We start from the raw sequence: 14,717 nt of genomic DNA on the forward strand, positions 1-14,717 counted from the left end.
TTCATCCAGTTTCTTCCAACGCTCGCTCACTTTTAAGGCCAAAACCGCCAACCCTTTTGCAGATGATCTGAGCGAGGGTTGCCAAAAAGCGGCCCATAAGTGAGCGAGCGTTGTTATTGCTGCGTGCTTGGCCGGCGCCGGAGGACCAGTCCTGCGACGATGCCGAGCACCAGAAGGGCGCCCGAAGCGGCCGTGGACACCACAAAAGCGGCGGCGGGACCTTGGGTTTGGGCCAACTGGCCGGCAAGGTAGGCGCCCAGCGCGGTACCCGCCACGATGCCACTCGCCAGTGCGGTCATCACGGTTGCCATACGCCCGGCAGGTGCCACGACTCCCCCGATGCTGAAGACTGTCACCATGACGGGTCCCACGGGAATTCCGAGCACCAAAAGAACAATGACCATCGGCCAGATCCCGGTTGGAAGGAACAAGAGGAGAGAGAACGCCGTCATCGCGGCAGCGGCGAGCACCCAACGGATCGCCAGCCCGAAGCGCCGCGGCCAATAGGCAACGGACAGCGCAGCGACGGCGGAGCTCAGGCCCATGACGGAATACATCAGCCCCGCAATTTCCGCCGTGGCGAACTGGGCGGAGAAAGCGCTCAACGCATTCTGCGTCGCACCAAAGAATGTTCCCATGCAGACCATGGCCAGCACCGGCACCGCGACCTTCAGCCAGGCCAAGGAACGGACACTTGACTGCTGCTCCGTAGGGACACTCCCGACGCCGGTGCTTGCCTTGCGCTTTGCCGGCACCACAGCCAATTGTGAAGGATGCACCGCGAAAGCCGGCACGAGCGTGGCAGTAAGGACTGCCGCCAGTGCGAGCGGAAGCCAAGGCGCTACGAGGCTCGCGAGAATACCGACCAGCGCGGGACCCAGGACGAAAGTGACCTCGTCCGCGGTTCCCTCGTAGGACAAGGCGGTGTCCAGGTCTGCACGACTGGACGCCACGCTTCCGGGACCGGCGGCATTGGCCCCGGCTCCGGGGACCGAATTCCGGGTGTTCAGGTTCCGGGTAGTCAGGGCCATCCAACGGACACGGGCCATGGGCCCCACCTGCGGGCAACTCGCCCCCGCGAGGAATGCCGTCGCCAAAATGGCAATCGCGTCCGTGGGGGCGTTGAAATCGGGCGTCAAGTACGCGGCAACGAGCAAGGCGATGACGGTGACGGCGTTGACAGCCGCGGCTACGAGCAGGACAGGGCGCTGGCCTGAGCGGTCAGCGAGCGAGCCGAGTATCGGCGCGCCCAAGGCCGATCCGATGCCGACGGCTCCGGCAGCCAGGCCGCCGATGGCGTAAGAATGGCTGACGGCCGTGACAAGGGTGAGGGTGCCGACTGTCAGCATGGCGAGGGGCAGCCTCGCGAAGAGTCCCAGCGGCAGGAAGTTGCGGCCTGCGAGTTCGGGCAAGCGGGCGAAGCGCCCAGGCAGGCGCGAGCGGCGGGACTCGGCCAACGGGGACGCAGAAGGAAATGAAGGGGCAGCCTGGAGTGCGGTGTTCGCCGCGGAGTTCTGTGGGTAGGAGTTCATGATTCCGGGTTCGCTGAATGATGCGCATCGTCCCTCCTCCCGATGCGCGCGACCCGGTGTAACCCTCCAAGTCTACCGGACGGCTCAACGCAGACCGATGTGTCTAGGTGTCCGCCGTGTTTAGGCTGCCGCGGCGTCGACGATTCGCACGGTGGAGCCGTTCCGGTTCTTGATTACTTGCAGCTGGCTGCTGATTCTCTGCTTCATCTCCGCAACGTGACTGACCAGCCCGACTACCCTGCCGCCGTCGCGCAGTCCCTCCAGCGCATCCATGACCTGTTCAAGGGATTGCTCGTCGAGGCTTCCGAAGCCCTCATCCACGAACAAGGTTTCGATGTCCACACCGCCGGCCTCTTGCTGGACCACATCCGCGAGCCCCAGGGCCAACGCGAGCGAAGCCATGAACGACTCCCCGCCGGACAGTGTGCCGGTGTCCCGCCGCTGCCCAGTCCACTCATCCACGACTTCCAGGCCCAGACCGGATTTCGCGCCCCGGGCTGCCTTGGCGTCGGTGTGCTGCAGTGTGTAGCGGCCATCGCTCATGGCGATCAGCCGCTCTGACGCCGCTGCGGCGACTTGTTCGAGGCGAGCGGCCAGCACATAGCTGTTGAGGCTCATTTTGTAGCCGTTATCGCCTGCACCCCTGGCGGTTTCGGCAAGCTCGTTGAGTACCCGGGCGCGTTCACGTGGGCCGCGCCCGGAGGCCGCGGCTTCTTCGTACTGCGAGCGGATCGCAGCCAGGCTCGTCACGGTGCGGGCAGCGAGTCCCGCAGCAAGATCCAGGCGGCGGGCCGTTTCTCCAGCCTGTCCGGCCTCCTGTTCGAGGGCGGCGAGCTCGACCGCGGTCAGGGGCACCTCTCCGATCTGTACTTCCTTGGCAGCGAGCACGAGCTCCTCGGACTCGAAGAGCTCGGCGAGCCGGGCGCTTTCGGTCTCGGACGCCCTGATGGTTTCGTCAAGCCTCGCGGCGTGCTGCTCCTCGAGGATTTCAAGCCGCGCGGCTTCTGCGGTGTCGAAACCGTTCGCCGAAAGGGCGCTTTCCAAGGCCGTGGATGCATCACCAAAAGCCTCCCGGGCACGTTCCAACTGCACGCCTGCAGCCACAGCGGACTGCAGTAGCTCGCGGTGCCTGGCCAGGGCCTCAATCCGCTCGCGCAGCGTGTCGAAGCCACCACGAAGCCCGCGAAGCAAGGTGTCCAGGGACTCGCGTTGTTCCCCCAGCAGGACCTTGGTGGATCCGGCCTGCGCCGCAGCCGTGTCCTCCCAGAGTTGTTCTTCCTCCAAGCGGGCAATGCGCTCCGTCATGCGGGCGAGGTCTGCCTGTCCCCGTTTGAGCCCGTCAACGGCGGAACGGGCCGAGGCCAGGGCGTCTTTGGCCAAGGCCTCCGCCGAAGCGGCTTCCTGAGGATCGATGTCTCCGCCTTGGGCGGCGAGCACGGCAACTTCCTGCTCGGCGGACGCCAGCTCGCCTGCCGCCTGGAGAAGTTCATGCTCACTCTCGTCATAGCGTTCGTGGGCGGATTGCTCTTCCTCGGCAAGGGCCAGGGCGGTTAGCCCGGCTGGCGCAAGCGAAGGGTGCTCGGCGCTTCCGCAGACAGGGCATGCTTCGCCGTCATGCAGCTTGGCGGCGAGTTCCGCTGCCGCATTGGTCAAGCGGGATTCACGGAGATCCAGCCAGAGTTGTCGGAGGTCTTGGGAAAGCGCCCGGGCAAATGCGTGGCGCTTCACCGCCGCGGACTGGGAATCAAGGGCGCCTGCGTAGCGGGCTACGGTCTTGACGGTGTTCTGCGCTGCTGCAGCTTCGCTTTCCCGGAGGGGCAGCTCCGAAGCGGCCGCATCCAGCAGGCCCAGCTCGCGTTCCAAAGCAACCGCCTCCGAGCGAAGCCCGGCCAACGCAAGGGACCGCGCGGCTTTGGCCGACTCCCGCTGCCGTGCAGCGAGGTCGAGGGCATCAAGCCTTGCAGTGATGTCCTCGAGCTTTTGTTCGTCCCCGGCCCTGGCCTCCACGACAGCCATCGTCTCTTGAATACTGGCCAGCGAGGTGCCGGGGTCTTTCGTGTCAAGAGAAGCCGCAAGAAGCTTCGCCGTCGCCGATTCCGCCTTCGAGGCCGCCAGGTCGAGGGCCTTAGCGGCACGGTCGACGGCGTCGAGCTGTCCGCCGAGGACGGCGGCTTTGCGGTGGCGTCCAAGTCGCTCCCGGAATTCCTGCACTTCAGCCGCGCGTGCGGAGAGGGCTTCGTGCCGGCGCGTGGCGGCGTCGAGCTTTGCGTGCCGTTGAACCCGTTCCCGGGCGGAGTTGAGCTTGTCTGCCAGCTGAAGCCGGAAGGCATCGGCAGAGCCGGCAGCTTGCTGCCGCTCCAAAGATTCGGTCCGGGCCCGGGCCTCGAGGTTCCCGAGCCGGAGTTCAGGCGTGGCCTCGCTGGATCCTGCGTCATCAAGATCCGGGTCAGCGCCCTCTTCAATACCCAGTTGCGCGTACTCTGACTCCGCCCGCTGCACGAGCAACTGAAGTCCGTTCTGGTTGTCCTGCACTTTTGCGCGCGCGGCGTTTGCTTGGAGGGCCAACTGCTGCTCGATCGCTTCAAAACGCTGGGTTCCGAAGAGCTTCTGCAGGAGATCCAGCCGGTCGGACGCCTTGGAACGCAGGAAAGCCGCGAAGTCTCCCTGAGGAAGCATGACCACCCGGGTGAATTGTTCCCGGTCCATCCCCAGGACATCACCGATTTCCATGCCGGCTTCGTCGTTGCGTGAGGTCTTTTCTTCCCACGATCCATTGACCCGCTCGCGCAGAAGCGTTTTGGCCTGCTGGGTGGCAAAGCCCTTGCGCCCGCGCGCACTTGGTCTGTCCCACGCCGGGGAGCGAGTGACCTCAAAGCGCCTGCCGCGCGCCGAAAATTCGCAGACAACCCGCGGCTCCGCAGTCGGTTCCGCGTGGTCGCTCCGCAAGCGCTTGCCGTCCTGGCGTGCACCCGGTACCGAGCCATACAGCGCAAAGCAGATAGCGTCGAGCACACTGGTCTTTCCTGCACCGGTGGCGCCGTTCAAGAGGAACAGGCCCTGGGCTCCCAGCTGATCGAAATCAATCGACTGAACCCCGGCAAACGGCCCGAAAGCCTCAATTTCAAGGCGGTGGATTCTCACAGCTCTGCCCCTTCCAGCCGGACCGCTTCCAAGGCTTCCCGAAGGGCGGAAAGTTCAGCCTCGTCAGCCGGCCTTCCGCGCACATGGTCAAGGAAGCCGCAACAAACGCCAAGATCGTCCTCGGCTTCTGCAAGCCTGCTGCTGTAGCTGGCCTTGACCTTTCCCGCGGCGTCTTCAGGGTCAAAGCCCAGCACGAGTGTGTCCGGGAACCGGGCACGCAACTGTTCCATGGCCTGCGCCGGCCGCGCGGAGTCCGTGAGGGTGACTTGGCAATACGCAGTCTCGGCCCAGGAGTATTCCTCAGATTCCAAAAGCCCAGCAAGCTTCCCTCGGAGAATCGCGAGCTCCCGTGGTGCTTTCCACAGAATTTCCTCGACGCTCTCCACACCGTCGACGCCGACGTCAATCAGCCACGCACCCTTGCGATGCTTGGCCTCGGAGAACGAGTACGCCAGCGGCGAACCCGAATACCGGACGTGCTCCGAAACTTCCTGTCGCCCGTGCAGATGTCCAAGGGCCGTGTAGCCGAAGCCATCGAAGAGATCCAGGGGTACCGCCCCCAAACCGCCGATGCTCAAATCGCGTTCGCTGTCCGAAGTGATGCCGCCGCTCGCGAAGGTATGTGCCAGTACAACGGAGTGCACCTGTCCTGTCCCGCTTCTCCGGGCAATGTCCTCATGGATGAGCTGCACTGCGGCCTGCGTGACGTCAAAGTGGCTCGCCGTTTGTGTACCGAGCCGTTCGGCGACGAGCCTCGGTTCAAGGTAAGGAATACCGTAGACGGCCAGCACAGGGGCACCGGCCCGGGCTGGGCGGTCGTCGCTGTCCAGTGGAAACAGGATAGGGGAATCGAGCTCCTCTACCCGGGTCCGCAGATGGACTCCCCCGCGCTCCAGCAGGCGTGAAGCGAAACCAAGGCGGATCGCGGAATCGTGGTTGCCGCTGGTCAGCACCACCTTGGCACCGGCGTCCGTGATCCGCACGAGGGCGTCGTCGAGGAGCTTCACGACATCCAGGCCGGGAAGGGCACGGTCGTAGACGTCGCCTGCAATCAGGACGACGTCTACCGACTGCTCCCGGATGACTGCGAGCAATTGCTCAATGAAGTCGCGCTGGGCGTCAAGCATCCCGACGCCATGGAACGAGCGTCCCAGGTGCCAATCCGAAGTGTGCAAAAGCCTCATGCTTTCAAGCTAACTGGAGGCACGGACATTATTGGCGCGGCGCGGCGGCACCGGCCGTAACAGGGCCTTCCAGGCAGCTGAATCCCTGCGTCAGCCCCGCTTGCCGTCGAAGAAATCACGGGCCGGGTCGACGTCGGGCTCTTCTTTGGCGCGAGCCTCAGCGGGCGCCTCAGCCGGTGTGGAAACGTCAACCGCACTTTCCGGAACAGACGCTTCAGCGTCGTCGTCGGACTCTTCTTCCAGCCCGTCGGCCGGCAAGGGCTCCTCGATCTCAGCCACGGCCACGGGAGTGGTTTCGCCGAAACCGCGGAAAATGAGACCTGCGATCGCCGCTCCGACCAACGGTGCCACCCAGAAGAGCCAGAGCTGCTCCACTGCCCAGCTGGAGCTGAAGATGGCGGATGCAGTGGCACGGGCCGGGTTGAAGGCAAGGTTGCCCGTGGACTGACCCAGCTGTAGCAGGACTGCAACCGTCAGGCCGACGGCGAACGGTGCTGCGAGCTTGCTGGGATTGCGTCGAGCGGTGACACCCAGGAAGACTCCCACGAGGAGCGCGGCGCCGAGGACCTCGATGAGCATCACGCCGGTCACGGGAACCTGGAAGCTCGAATGCGTACCGAAGCCGGAGGTTGCAGTGTCAAAGACAGTCCGGCTGTCGGTGATCCCGGGAACCGTTCGCACGACCGCGAAAATCGCCAGCGCGCCCAGCAAACCACCCACGATCTGGGCCCCCAGGTACGCGGCCCCATCTACGAGCTTCATCCGGCCGGCAACCAGGTGACCAACCGTAATGGCCGGGTTGAAGTGCCCGCCCGACAGGTAACCGAAGGCAAGCATCGCAGCAGTGACGGTCAGCCCGCTGGCCAGCGAGGCCGGCATCGGAACCGCCTGGGGATTGATGAAGATCAACACGCCCAGGCCAATAACCACAAGGAACAGCGTCCCCAGAGCTTCAGCGAACGCCCGGGCAAGGAGCCGGGGGCCGCGGGAGGAGGGAATGGACACAGTCGTGGTCATGTCGAGGGATTCCTTAGTTCGAAGATCGGGTGGTCTTTTGCGGAGGCGAATGCTCCAGCCAGGGCAACAAGCCACGCGGCGGACCGCGTTCCTGCCCCGCAGCATCCTGTCAGCCGAGTCTGGACGCTTCCTGAATCCGAGCCTAGCCGCCCAACGCGATTGCCGCGACCGCAGCACAGGCGAGCGCGATGATGGACACAGCGCTTGCAAGCATCAACGCAGCCGACGCTTCCTCTGCGCCATGGTGCAACTGGTGGGACCTGACCCAGACAACGCAGCCCAGGACAATCGTGGCAGCCGCGGCCGTCAAAGCGCAGATTCCTTGGTAGTCGAGTCCCGGTATCCCGGTGGGAAGTTGCCCCGCGCCGGACTTGGCCGACAACCACCTGCGCCAGATAAAGAGATCCACCACCAGAAGCGAAATCAGCGTCCGGCGCCAAGCCAGCGTGGTGCGCTCCGGCTGCAGCCCCCGATCCCTGGTTTCACTACTCAACGCGCCACCAGGATCAGCACGGCAAAGGTAAACGCCGCCACGGCAACCACGATGGTCATGAGCAGCATGACCCGCGAGAACGGCAGTGCTTGATCGTTGCGCATCGCTGCCTCCATTTGCGCCCACCGGCGGTAAGAAAGCGTCGCGAGGCCCGCGCCGATCATGGAAAGCACGACGCACAAGACAATGCGCACGGGCTGCGGCGCGATGTTCGGAGCCAGCTGGTCGATGGCGACGGCCCCAGCCAGCAGCGCCAACGAGGTACGGATCCACGCAAGGAAAGTCCGCTCATTTGCGAGGGAGAATCTGTAGTCCGGGGTCTTCCCGGTTTTCCGCCACGCGGGTTCACGCATCACTGCCTCCTGGTTCACGAGCCACCGTATCAGCGGCGATGTGAAGACCGACGAAACAGCCACGGTAAATTACCACTATGAGTGCTGAACCGTCCCCGACCGCCGTGCCATCCTTCGAGTCCCGGGTTCACGGCTGCCTGCTGGGAGGCGCCTTGGGTGATTCGCTCGGCTACGCCGTCGAGTTCGACGACGTAGCCACCATCCGTTCCCGCTTCGGCGCCGCGGGCCTCACCTCTTTTGGCCAGCTCGACGGCGGCAGCCACTTTTCCGACGATACCCAGATGACGCTGTACACCGTTGACGGCCTCGTGGAAGCCCTCGAGTGGGCCAACGACGGCGTAGCGGCGGATGAAACTGCATGTCTCTGGCTGGCTTACCTGCGATGGCTCGCGACCCAGGGCGTCGCCTTGCCGTCGTCGGCCCCCGTTCCCCAACCGCGTTGGATCGACAGCCAGGAGGTGCTCCGGCACCGCAGGCACCCGGGCAAAGCGTGCCTGAGCGGACTCGCCACCGGCCAGATGGGAACCAAGTTCCGGCCCGTCAATCCGGAATCGAAGGGCTGCGGCACGGTCATGCGGTCCGCTCCCTTTGGCTTGGTCCCGCATATTTCCGAAGCCACGGTCTACAAGCTGAGCACCGATGCCGCGTGCTTGACCCACGGGCACCCTTCGGCGCGGCAAAGCGCGGGTGCCTTCAGCGTGCTGGTGCACAAACTGACCGCAGGCTCGGATGTACGGACTGCGGCTGAGCATGCCTTGAGCGTGGTGTCAGCACTGCCGGATCCAGCTCCAGAGCTCCTGGAGCGCCTCCGCCAGGCGCTGGAACTTTCTTTCACCGGCACGCTGCTCAGCCCGGAAGAACTCACGGCGCAACTGGGCGAAGGCTGGGTCGCGGAGGAGGCACTCGCCGTCGGGCTCTACGCCGTGCTGGCAACTGGCGCGGCAGCGGAGAAACAGCGTGATCCGGCCGACCATTTCCGCAAGGCCATTGCGGTGGCGCTGAACCACAGCGGTGACAGTGACTCCACCGCTTCGATCGCGGGCAATGTCCTCGGGGCCCTTTATGGGGAGGAGGCCCTGCCCTCGGACTGGCTTGAGGCCCTTGAGGCTCCCGACGTCATCCGTGGGATGGCGCAGCGGCTTATCGCTGTCACGGTCGGCTAGGAAGAAACAGGTTCAAAGCCTGCGAAGCTCGATGTTGTTGCACGCTTCGCAGACGTCCTCGGGGATGAGGCCGCGCCTCTGCAGGAACCCGAAAATGGCGCAGCCAAGGCAGAATCCGACAAACGATTCGAGGGACGCAGCGACGATCAGCAAGGCGAGCAGGATCCAGGCTTCTACGGTGAACCCGGCGAAGAACAGGACCGCTGCCACCGTGCTGAGCGCCGCGCCGATTCCTTGTGCGAATCGCTTGGGCGGGCCCGGGACAAGTTTGGCGGGACCCACCCTGGGTGCCAGGACCTTGACGGACAGCAAGGCGAACGGCGAGATCCTCGGCCCGAACAACACCCGCAACCAGAAGCCGACGGCGATCAGCACGAGTCCCCAGCCGAGGCCGCTCACGAGGGTGGCCACTGCCGCAAGAACCACCAGGCCGGCCGTGATCCTCGCGGCGTACTCATTGACGGGGTTGGGGAAAGCGAAGACGGCGCGCCATCCAGTGGCTGACGGAGCCGGCGTTCCTGCGGTGAGCCCTGCAGTGTCTGCCTGTTTTCCCTGAGTCATGGCTCAAGGCTAGGAGCGCCGCGACACAACCGGAAGCTTTGTTGCTCCGTGTGAATATTCCCCTCGCTAGCGTCCGCCGACCATCTGCAGGAACTCCCCTTCGGACAGGACCTCGATCTGCTGGCCGCGGCTGTGCAACTCCAAGACCCGCTTGGCCTTGCCGGTGAGGCGGCCGTTCCGGAGATCGCCGGCCACGAAGCCGTCGCCCACCACCAGGACCGTGGTCCTTCCGGTCACGCGGCTCTCTGGACGCGCGCCCAACTCGGCCGCCCGCTGTTTCGCTTCCGGCCGGGCAATGACAAGCTCACCGGTGAAGACGACAGTCTGCCCGAACAGGGGGTGGCCCGGTTCCGCCGCAGGGTTGGGGGCCGGGTTGGTGCCCTCTTCCGGCCAATTGCTCCAGGCGCGTCCAAGCTGGCCGGCGCCACTCCCGACGCCGGGTCGCCCGGCGACGGCACTGCCCCCTCCTCCGACGCCCGCGAGCGCGGCGATCGTTTGCTTGGACAGTCCGTCTCCGGGCTGGAAGGCCTGCTGTTTGGGTATGGCCAGGCCAAGGGACAAGTAGAGCTCGGCGATGCTATTGGCGTTGTTCCGGTGCGCGATGTCCACCAGGATTCCGGCGCACGCCCGTGCGTCCTCCGCGGCGTCGTGATGGTTCACGAGGGGCACGCCAGCCTCCTCCGCGGCGTAGGGCAAGGAATTGGATACCAAGGAGTAGCAGCGCCGGGACAACATCACCGTGCAGACGTACTCGTAGCCGGGGCCGGGCAGGCCGGAAACTTCGAGTCCGGAGCGGATCACGCCCAGATCGAACGCGGCATTGTGGGCGGCAAGGATATCTCCGCCGATGAACGCCCCGATTTCAGGGAAGAGTTCACCAAAGCGTGGAGCACCGACGACGTCCTCGGCGCGAATGCCGTGGATCCGGGTGTTGTGGTACTCGAAGTGGTCGTGGTTTTCCGGCGGCCGCATGAGCCAAGAGGCTTCCTCCACCACGACTCCGCCGCGGACCTTGCTCAGCCCGACCGAGCACGGAGAACCCCTGAAGCCGTTCGCAGTTTCAAAGTCGATCGCCGTAAAGTCCAATGCCACTGGTCAAGGTTACAGGTGGATATGGCTTTCGATGGCGGTGGTGATGGCCGCCACTTGCTACGAACGAACGGTCGTTCAGACCTCGTCCGCGGTCTCCTGCAGCTTGGTCAGCGCTTTCTTGGTTGTCCTTTGGGTCAGGACATGGATGACCGCCCCTACGGCGCCCCCGGCGAAGGCGAACAGCACTACGCCCGGCAAGGAGTCCTCCAGATTGGTCGCATCCTTTGGCGCGGCCTTCCCGGTGGACTTGCTCCAGATGGCTTCCAGGGCCTTGTTCGCCGCAACTCCGGCGCCCATGCCCACGACCAGGCCAAGTAGTTTGATCAAGATGTTCATCTCGCTCCTCCGATTGTGGCTGGCCGTGTGGTCCAGTGCCAGCCGCCTGCGCCCTAGATTATCAGCATGCTTATCTTCTCATCCCCCGATGAGGGCCGTGCCTGCAACGCCCCGCGCAACACCAGTGGGACTTACCGACGTCGAGTCGGTTTCGTCTCGCGGGGACCGGCGGGGTAGCCGCGGCGGCTGGCCAGGATGATTGCGAGCGCTGCCGCCGTCGGGACGGCTGCAGCCAACGGCACCCAGAGTGCGCCGACAGTAGTCAGAGCCAGGGCGCCATACCCGGCGCCGACGGCGATGCCGAGTTGAATGGTCACCACGGTCAAGCCGTTCGCGGCGTCCTTGTGCTCTCCGCCGGCGCGGAGGATTGCTGCCTGGTTGTAGATTCCGATGGCCCCAAAGGCGGTTCCCCACGCGGTCACCAGCACGAGTTCACCCACCCATGTGCCACCAAGTAGCGGCAAGAGGCCGAAGGCCAGCACGAGCAGGGCAACCGCGCAAAGCAGGGAACGCCGCGGATGGGAATCGGCCGTGAGACCGGCGATCCAGATCCCCACGAGGCTGGCCGCCCCCACGACGGACAGCGAAATGCTCGTGAAGGCATCCGGCAGTCCGGAGACGTGGAGGAACGGCGCGATGTAGGTGAACAGGGTGAAATGGCCCAAAAGCAAGAGCGGCCAGGCTGTGGCCACGGCGATCACGCCGGGTAGCTTCAGGGCTCCGCGGAGGGTCGGCGTCGTATGGCCGTCCTCGTCGGGTGCGGCGGGGAGCACCCAGACGGCCAGCAAGGCGAGAACCGCACCGACTCCGGCCAGGATCAGGAAAGAGCCGCGCCAGGTAAGCACCGAGCCCATGAGCGTGCCGATCGGTGCGCCGACCGCCAGTGCGATGCTGTTACCGCTGAAGACCATGGCCATGGCCTTTCCGACAGAGTGCGCGGGGACGATCCTGGCAACGTAGGGGGCCATGCTTGACCACAGCATCCCGTGGGCCACGCCCCCGAGAAGCCTCGCCGCAACTGCCAATCCCAGGCTCGGGCTGGACGCCAACAGTACGTTGCTGATTGCGAACGCGAGCACGGTGCCGATCAACAACGCCTTGCGGGGAACTCGTCCGCCGAGCAGCCTGGACAAGGGAAGCGCTGTGAAGACGATGACCGCCGCATAGGCGGCAGTGAGGGAACCTACGGCCGATTCGTCTACCTCCAGGTCCCGGCTGATCTGGGGCAGCAGTCCGGACGGGAGGAGCTCGGTAGTGACGGCAGTGAAGCCTGCTGCGGCGAGGATCAGAAGACCTCCCCACGGGAACACCGGGGCTGACCCAGCAGCGACCGTCGCCGGTGTCCTGGATATGACTAAATCTCGCTTCAAAAGTTCTTCCTCGTCATTCACGTGCAGTTAGCTGCGGACGCAGAAGTCTTCATGTCTTCTGTCCACCTCCACCACGCTACGCACGTCGGGCGACTGGAGGCAGGGTCTACCAGACACCCCCAACGGATGTCCCAAGGGCCCGACGGCGGTTGTCCCGTACCCTTGAAGGGTGACCCTTTCTGCGATGAACGACTTTGCCGTATCCGCTTTGGTGGGTGCAGGACCGGTGCAGCCGCATATGTCCGCGCTCCTCCCCGACTGGTTGAACCCCCAGATCTTCCTGGCCGACCCCGCCTTGGCACCATGGGTAGTCCTGCTCGTGTGCGGCATTGTGTTCGCCGAGACGGGACTCCTGGTGGGCTTCTTCCTGCCGGGTGACTCGATGCTCTTCACCGCGGGGCTCCTCGTCGCCACGGATACCATCAAGTTCAATATCTGGGCACTCGCCGTCCTCATCGTCGTGTCAGCGATCATCGGCAACCAGAGCGGCTACCTCATCGGTTCTAAAGCCGGACCGGCCATCTTCAACAAACCTGATTCCAAGCTGTTCAAGCGGGAGAACGTCGAGAGCGCGCACGCCTTCTTCGAAAAGCACGGCGGTAAGGCCCTGATCCTGGCCCGCTTCGTTCCGATCATCCGCACTTTCGTCCCGGTGATTGTCGGCGTCGCGCAGATGGACAAGCGCAAGTTCTTCATTTTCAACGTCATCGGGGCGGTGCTCTGGGGCGGTGGCGTCACGCTGCTCGGCTACCTTCTCGGCGACAAGGTTCCGTGGGTCCGGGACAACCTCGACATCATATTCGTGGTCATCGTGCTGCTCTCGGTCGTCCCGGTGGCCATCGAGGTCATCCGCGGCTTGCTCGCGAAGCGCAAGGCCACTGACCGCGGCGCGGAACCCGCCGAAGAGTTCGTGGACGGAAGTGAAGCCGGAAAGCACGGCGAACGCTAAACGCACTGGCTTAAGGAAAGAGGCACGCCGCAGTTGCGGGGTGCCTCTTTCGTTAAAGCTTGTCCGGGAGTTCTAGCGCAGTGCGTCCACAATGGCCGGTAGCAGCGCCCTGAACGCCTTGCCGCGGTGGCTGATGGCGTTCTTCTCCTCGGAACTCAGCTCCGCGCAACTGCGGTCCAACCCCTGCGGCTGTAGCACGGGGTCGTACCCGAATCCACCGGCGCCGCGGGGTACACGCAAGAGAGTGCCTTCCAGCTGGCCGTACTCGACCACCTCGCGTGCCCCGCCGTCGACGGCGGCCGGTACGGCGAGTGCCGCCGCGCAGACAAACGCGGCTCCCCGGTGTGCGTCGGGGACGTCGGAGAGCTGCGCCAGCAAGAGCTGAAGGTTGGCGGCGTCGTCACCGTGCCGGCCGGACCAGCGGGCCGAGAAGATGCCCGGAGCTCCACCCAGGACGTCCACTGCCAGTCCCGAGTCATCGGCAATCGCCACCATTCCCGTGGCCTCTGCCACGGCCCGTGCTTTGAGCAGGGAGTTCTCGGCAAACGTCACGCCGGTCTCTGCAACATCGGGAGCGCCGGCCGCAGCCGCGTCAATCACTTGGGTATCGACGTCGAGTCCTGGCACTTGCCCCCTGAGCAGTTCCCTGAGTTCGCGCAGTTTTCCCTTGTTGTGGGTGGCGAGAACGAGCCGCGGCGTGGTGTCGATGCTCACGGGGCCTCGGCCAGGGTCTCGCGCTGGATTGCTGCCAACTCCCCCGTGCCGATGAGGGCAAGATCCAGCAAGGCATTCAGTTCATCGCGGTCGAAGGGGGCTCCCTCGGCGGTGCCCTGGACTTCCACGAACTTGCCGGAGCCCGTGACCACCACGTTCATGTCGGTTTCGGCGCGCACGTCCTCGACGTAGGGCAGGTCCAGCATCGGGATACCGTCGATGATTCCCACGGAAACGGCAGCAATCGTGTCTATCAGCGGCTGCGCATTCTTCGCGATCATCTTGTTCTCGCGGGCGAAGCGGATCGCTTCGGCGAGTGCCACGTAGGCGCCGGTGATGGCGGCGGTGCGGGTGCCGCCGTCGGCCTGCAGGACATCGCAGTCCAGCACGATCGTGTTCTCGCCCAGGGCCTTGGTGTCGATGATGGAACGCAATGAGCGGCCGATCAGGCGCGAAATTTCGTGGGTGCGTCCGCCGATCCTGCCTTTGACGGACTCACGGTCGGAACGGGTGTTCGTGGCCCGCGGCAGCATCGCGTACTCGGCCGTGACCCAGCCGCGGCCCTCGCCCTTGAGCCAGCGCGGGACGCCCTCGGTCAGGGAAGCCGTGCACAGCACCCGGGTGTTGCCGAATTCGATCAGGGCCGAACCTTCAGCCTGCTTGGACCAGCCGCGGGTGATGCTGATGGGACGGAGTTGATCGGGCGTACGGCCGTCGGCACGGATGACGGGGGCAGAGGTGGCTTCGGAAGTCATACTGCAAGCTTAGCGATCTCCCAGCCTCCGCTGGACTGCGCGGTCGGTCTGGGCAGC

The 14,717-nt window shown here is 64.9% G+C and carries 14 protein-coding genes; 2 read left to right on the top strand and 12 right to left on the bottom strand.

The features are described from left to right. Positions 1–113: 113 nt before the first annotated feature. From AC4CS3_RS00565 to AC4CS3_RS00590, 6 genes are all read right to left on the bottom strand, one after another. Positions 114–1,532: an MFS transporter gene (locus AC4CS3_RS00565; RefSeq protein ID WP_490781766.1), complete on the bottom strand. Its 1,419-nt coding sequence runs from the start codon at positions 1,530–1,532 to the stop codon at positions 114–116. Positions 1,533–1,652: 120 nt separating this feature from the next. After that, entirely contained in the window at positions 1,653–4,673 is a 3,021-nt protein-coding gene (locus tag AC4CS3_RS00570; RefSeq protein WP_490781767.1) for an AAA family ATPase, read from the bottom strand. Beyond that, positions 4,670–5,857 carry an exonuclease SbcCD subunit D gene (locus AC4CS3_RS00575; RefSeq protein WP_490781768.1) on the bottom strand — a complete coding sequence of 396 codons (1,188 nt, stop codon included), beginning with the start codon at positions 5,855–5,857 and terminating at the stop codon, positions 4,670–4,672. Before AC4CS3_RS00575 ends, AC4CS3_RS00570 begins: the two co-directional genes overlap by 4 nt. 90 nt (positions 5,858–5,947) lie before the next feature. Further along, a complete protein-coding gene (locus tag AC4CS3_RS00580; RefSeq protein WP_490781769.1) occupies positions 5,948–6,874 on the bottom strand; it encodes an MIP/aquaporin family protein in 927 nt (308 codons plus the stop codon). A 142-nt stretch (positions 6,875–7,016) separates the two neighbouring features. Continuing rightward, entirely contained in the window at positions 7,017–7,367 is a 351-nt protein-coding gene (locus AC4CS3_RS00585; protein ID WP_490781770.1) for a DUF202 domain-containing protein, read from the bottom strand. Next, positions 7,364–7,720, bottom strand: coding sequence for a YidH family protein (locus tag AC4CS3_RS00590; protein WP_490781771.1), 357 nt, complete (start codon positions 7,718–7,720; stop codon positions 7,364–7,366). Before AC4CS3_RS00590 ends, AC4CS3_RS00585 begins: the two co-directional genes overlap by 4 nt. A 77-nt stretch (positions 7,721–7,797) precedes the next feature. On the opposite strand from AC4CS3_RS00590, the gene AC4CS3_RS00595 reads away from it, so the two are divergent. Beyond that, positions 7,798–8,883: an ADP-ribosylglycohydrolase family protein gene (locus AC4CS3_RS00595; RefSeq protein ID WP_490781772.1), complete on the top strand. Its 1,086-nt coding sequence runs from the start codon at positions 7,798–7,800 to the stop codon at positions 8,881–8,883. 12 nt (positions 8,884–8,895) lie between these two features. On the opposite strand, the gene AC4CS3_RS00600 is transcribed toward AC4CS3_RS00595, so the two are convergent. From AC4CS3_RS00600 to AC4CS3_RS00615, 4 genes are all read right to left on the bottom strand, one after another. Continuing rightward, positions 8,896–9,444: a DUF4395 domain-containing protein gene (locus AC4CS3_RS00600; protein ID WP_490781773.1), complete on the bottom strand. Its 549-nt coding sequence runs from the start codon at positions 9,442–9,444 to the stop codon at positions 8,896–8,898. A gap of 66 nt (positions 9,445–9,510) precedes the next feature. Next, positions 9,511–10,536, bottom strand: coding sequence for a 3'-5' exonuclease (locus AC4CS3_RS00605; RefSeq protein WP_490781774.1), 1,026 nt, complete (start codon positions 10,534–10,536; stop codon positions 9,511–9,513). Between the two features lie 75 nt (positions 10,537–10,611). Beyond that, positions 10,612–10,872 (bottom strand): DUF4235 domain-containing protein, encoded by a 261-nt coding sequence (locus AC4CS3_RS00610; RefSeq protein ID WP_490781775.1) that lies wholly within the window; start codon positions 10,870–10,872, stop codon positions 10,612–10,614. 131 nt (positions 10,873–11,003) lie between these two features. Next, positions 11,004–12,224: an MFS transporter gene (locus tag AC4CS3_RS00615; protein ID WP_490782093.1), complete on the bottom strand. Its 1,221-nt coding sequence runs from the start codon at positions 12,222–12,224 to the stop codon at positions 11,004–11,006. A 202-nt stretch (positions 12,225–12,426) separates the two neighbouring features. Between AC4CS3_RS00615 and AC4CS3_RS00620 the strand changes: the two genes are divergently transcribed. Next, complete coding sequence (locus AC4CS3_RS00620; protein WP_441411841.1) at positions 12,427–13,191, top strand: VTT domain-containing protein; 765 nt, start codon at positions 12,427–12,429, stop codon at positions 13,189–13,191. A gap of 72 nt (positions 13,192–13,263) precedes the next feature. On the opposite strand, the gene rdgB is transcribed toward AC4CS3_RS00620, so the two are convergent. Then, on the bottom strand, positions 13,264–13,905 hold the full coding sequence (gene rdgB / locus AC4CS3_RS00625) for an RdgB/HAM1 family non-canonical purine NTP pyrophosphatase (protein WP_441411746.1): 642 nt from the start codon (positions 13,903–13,905) through the stop codon (positions 13,264–13,266). Continuing rightward, a complete protein-coding gene (rph, locus tag AC4CS3_RS00630) occupies positions 13,902–14,660 on the bottom strand; it encodes a ribonuclease PH (protein ID WP_345449882.1) in 759 nt (252 codons plus the stop codon). The genes rdgB and rph overlap by 4 nt, the downstream gene beginning before the upstream one ends. Positions 14,661–14,717: the final 57 nt, after the last annotated feature.

The organism is Arthrobacter sp. SE2, from assembly GCF_058244265.1.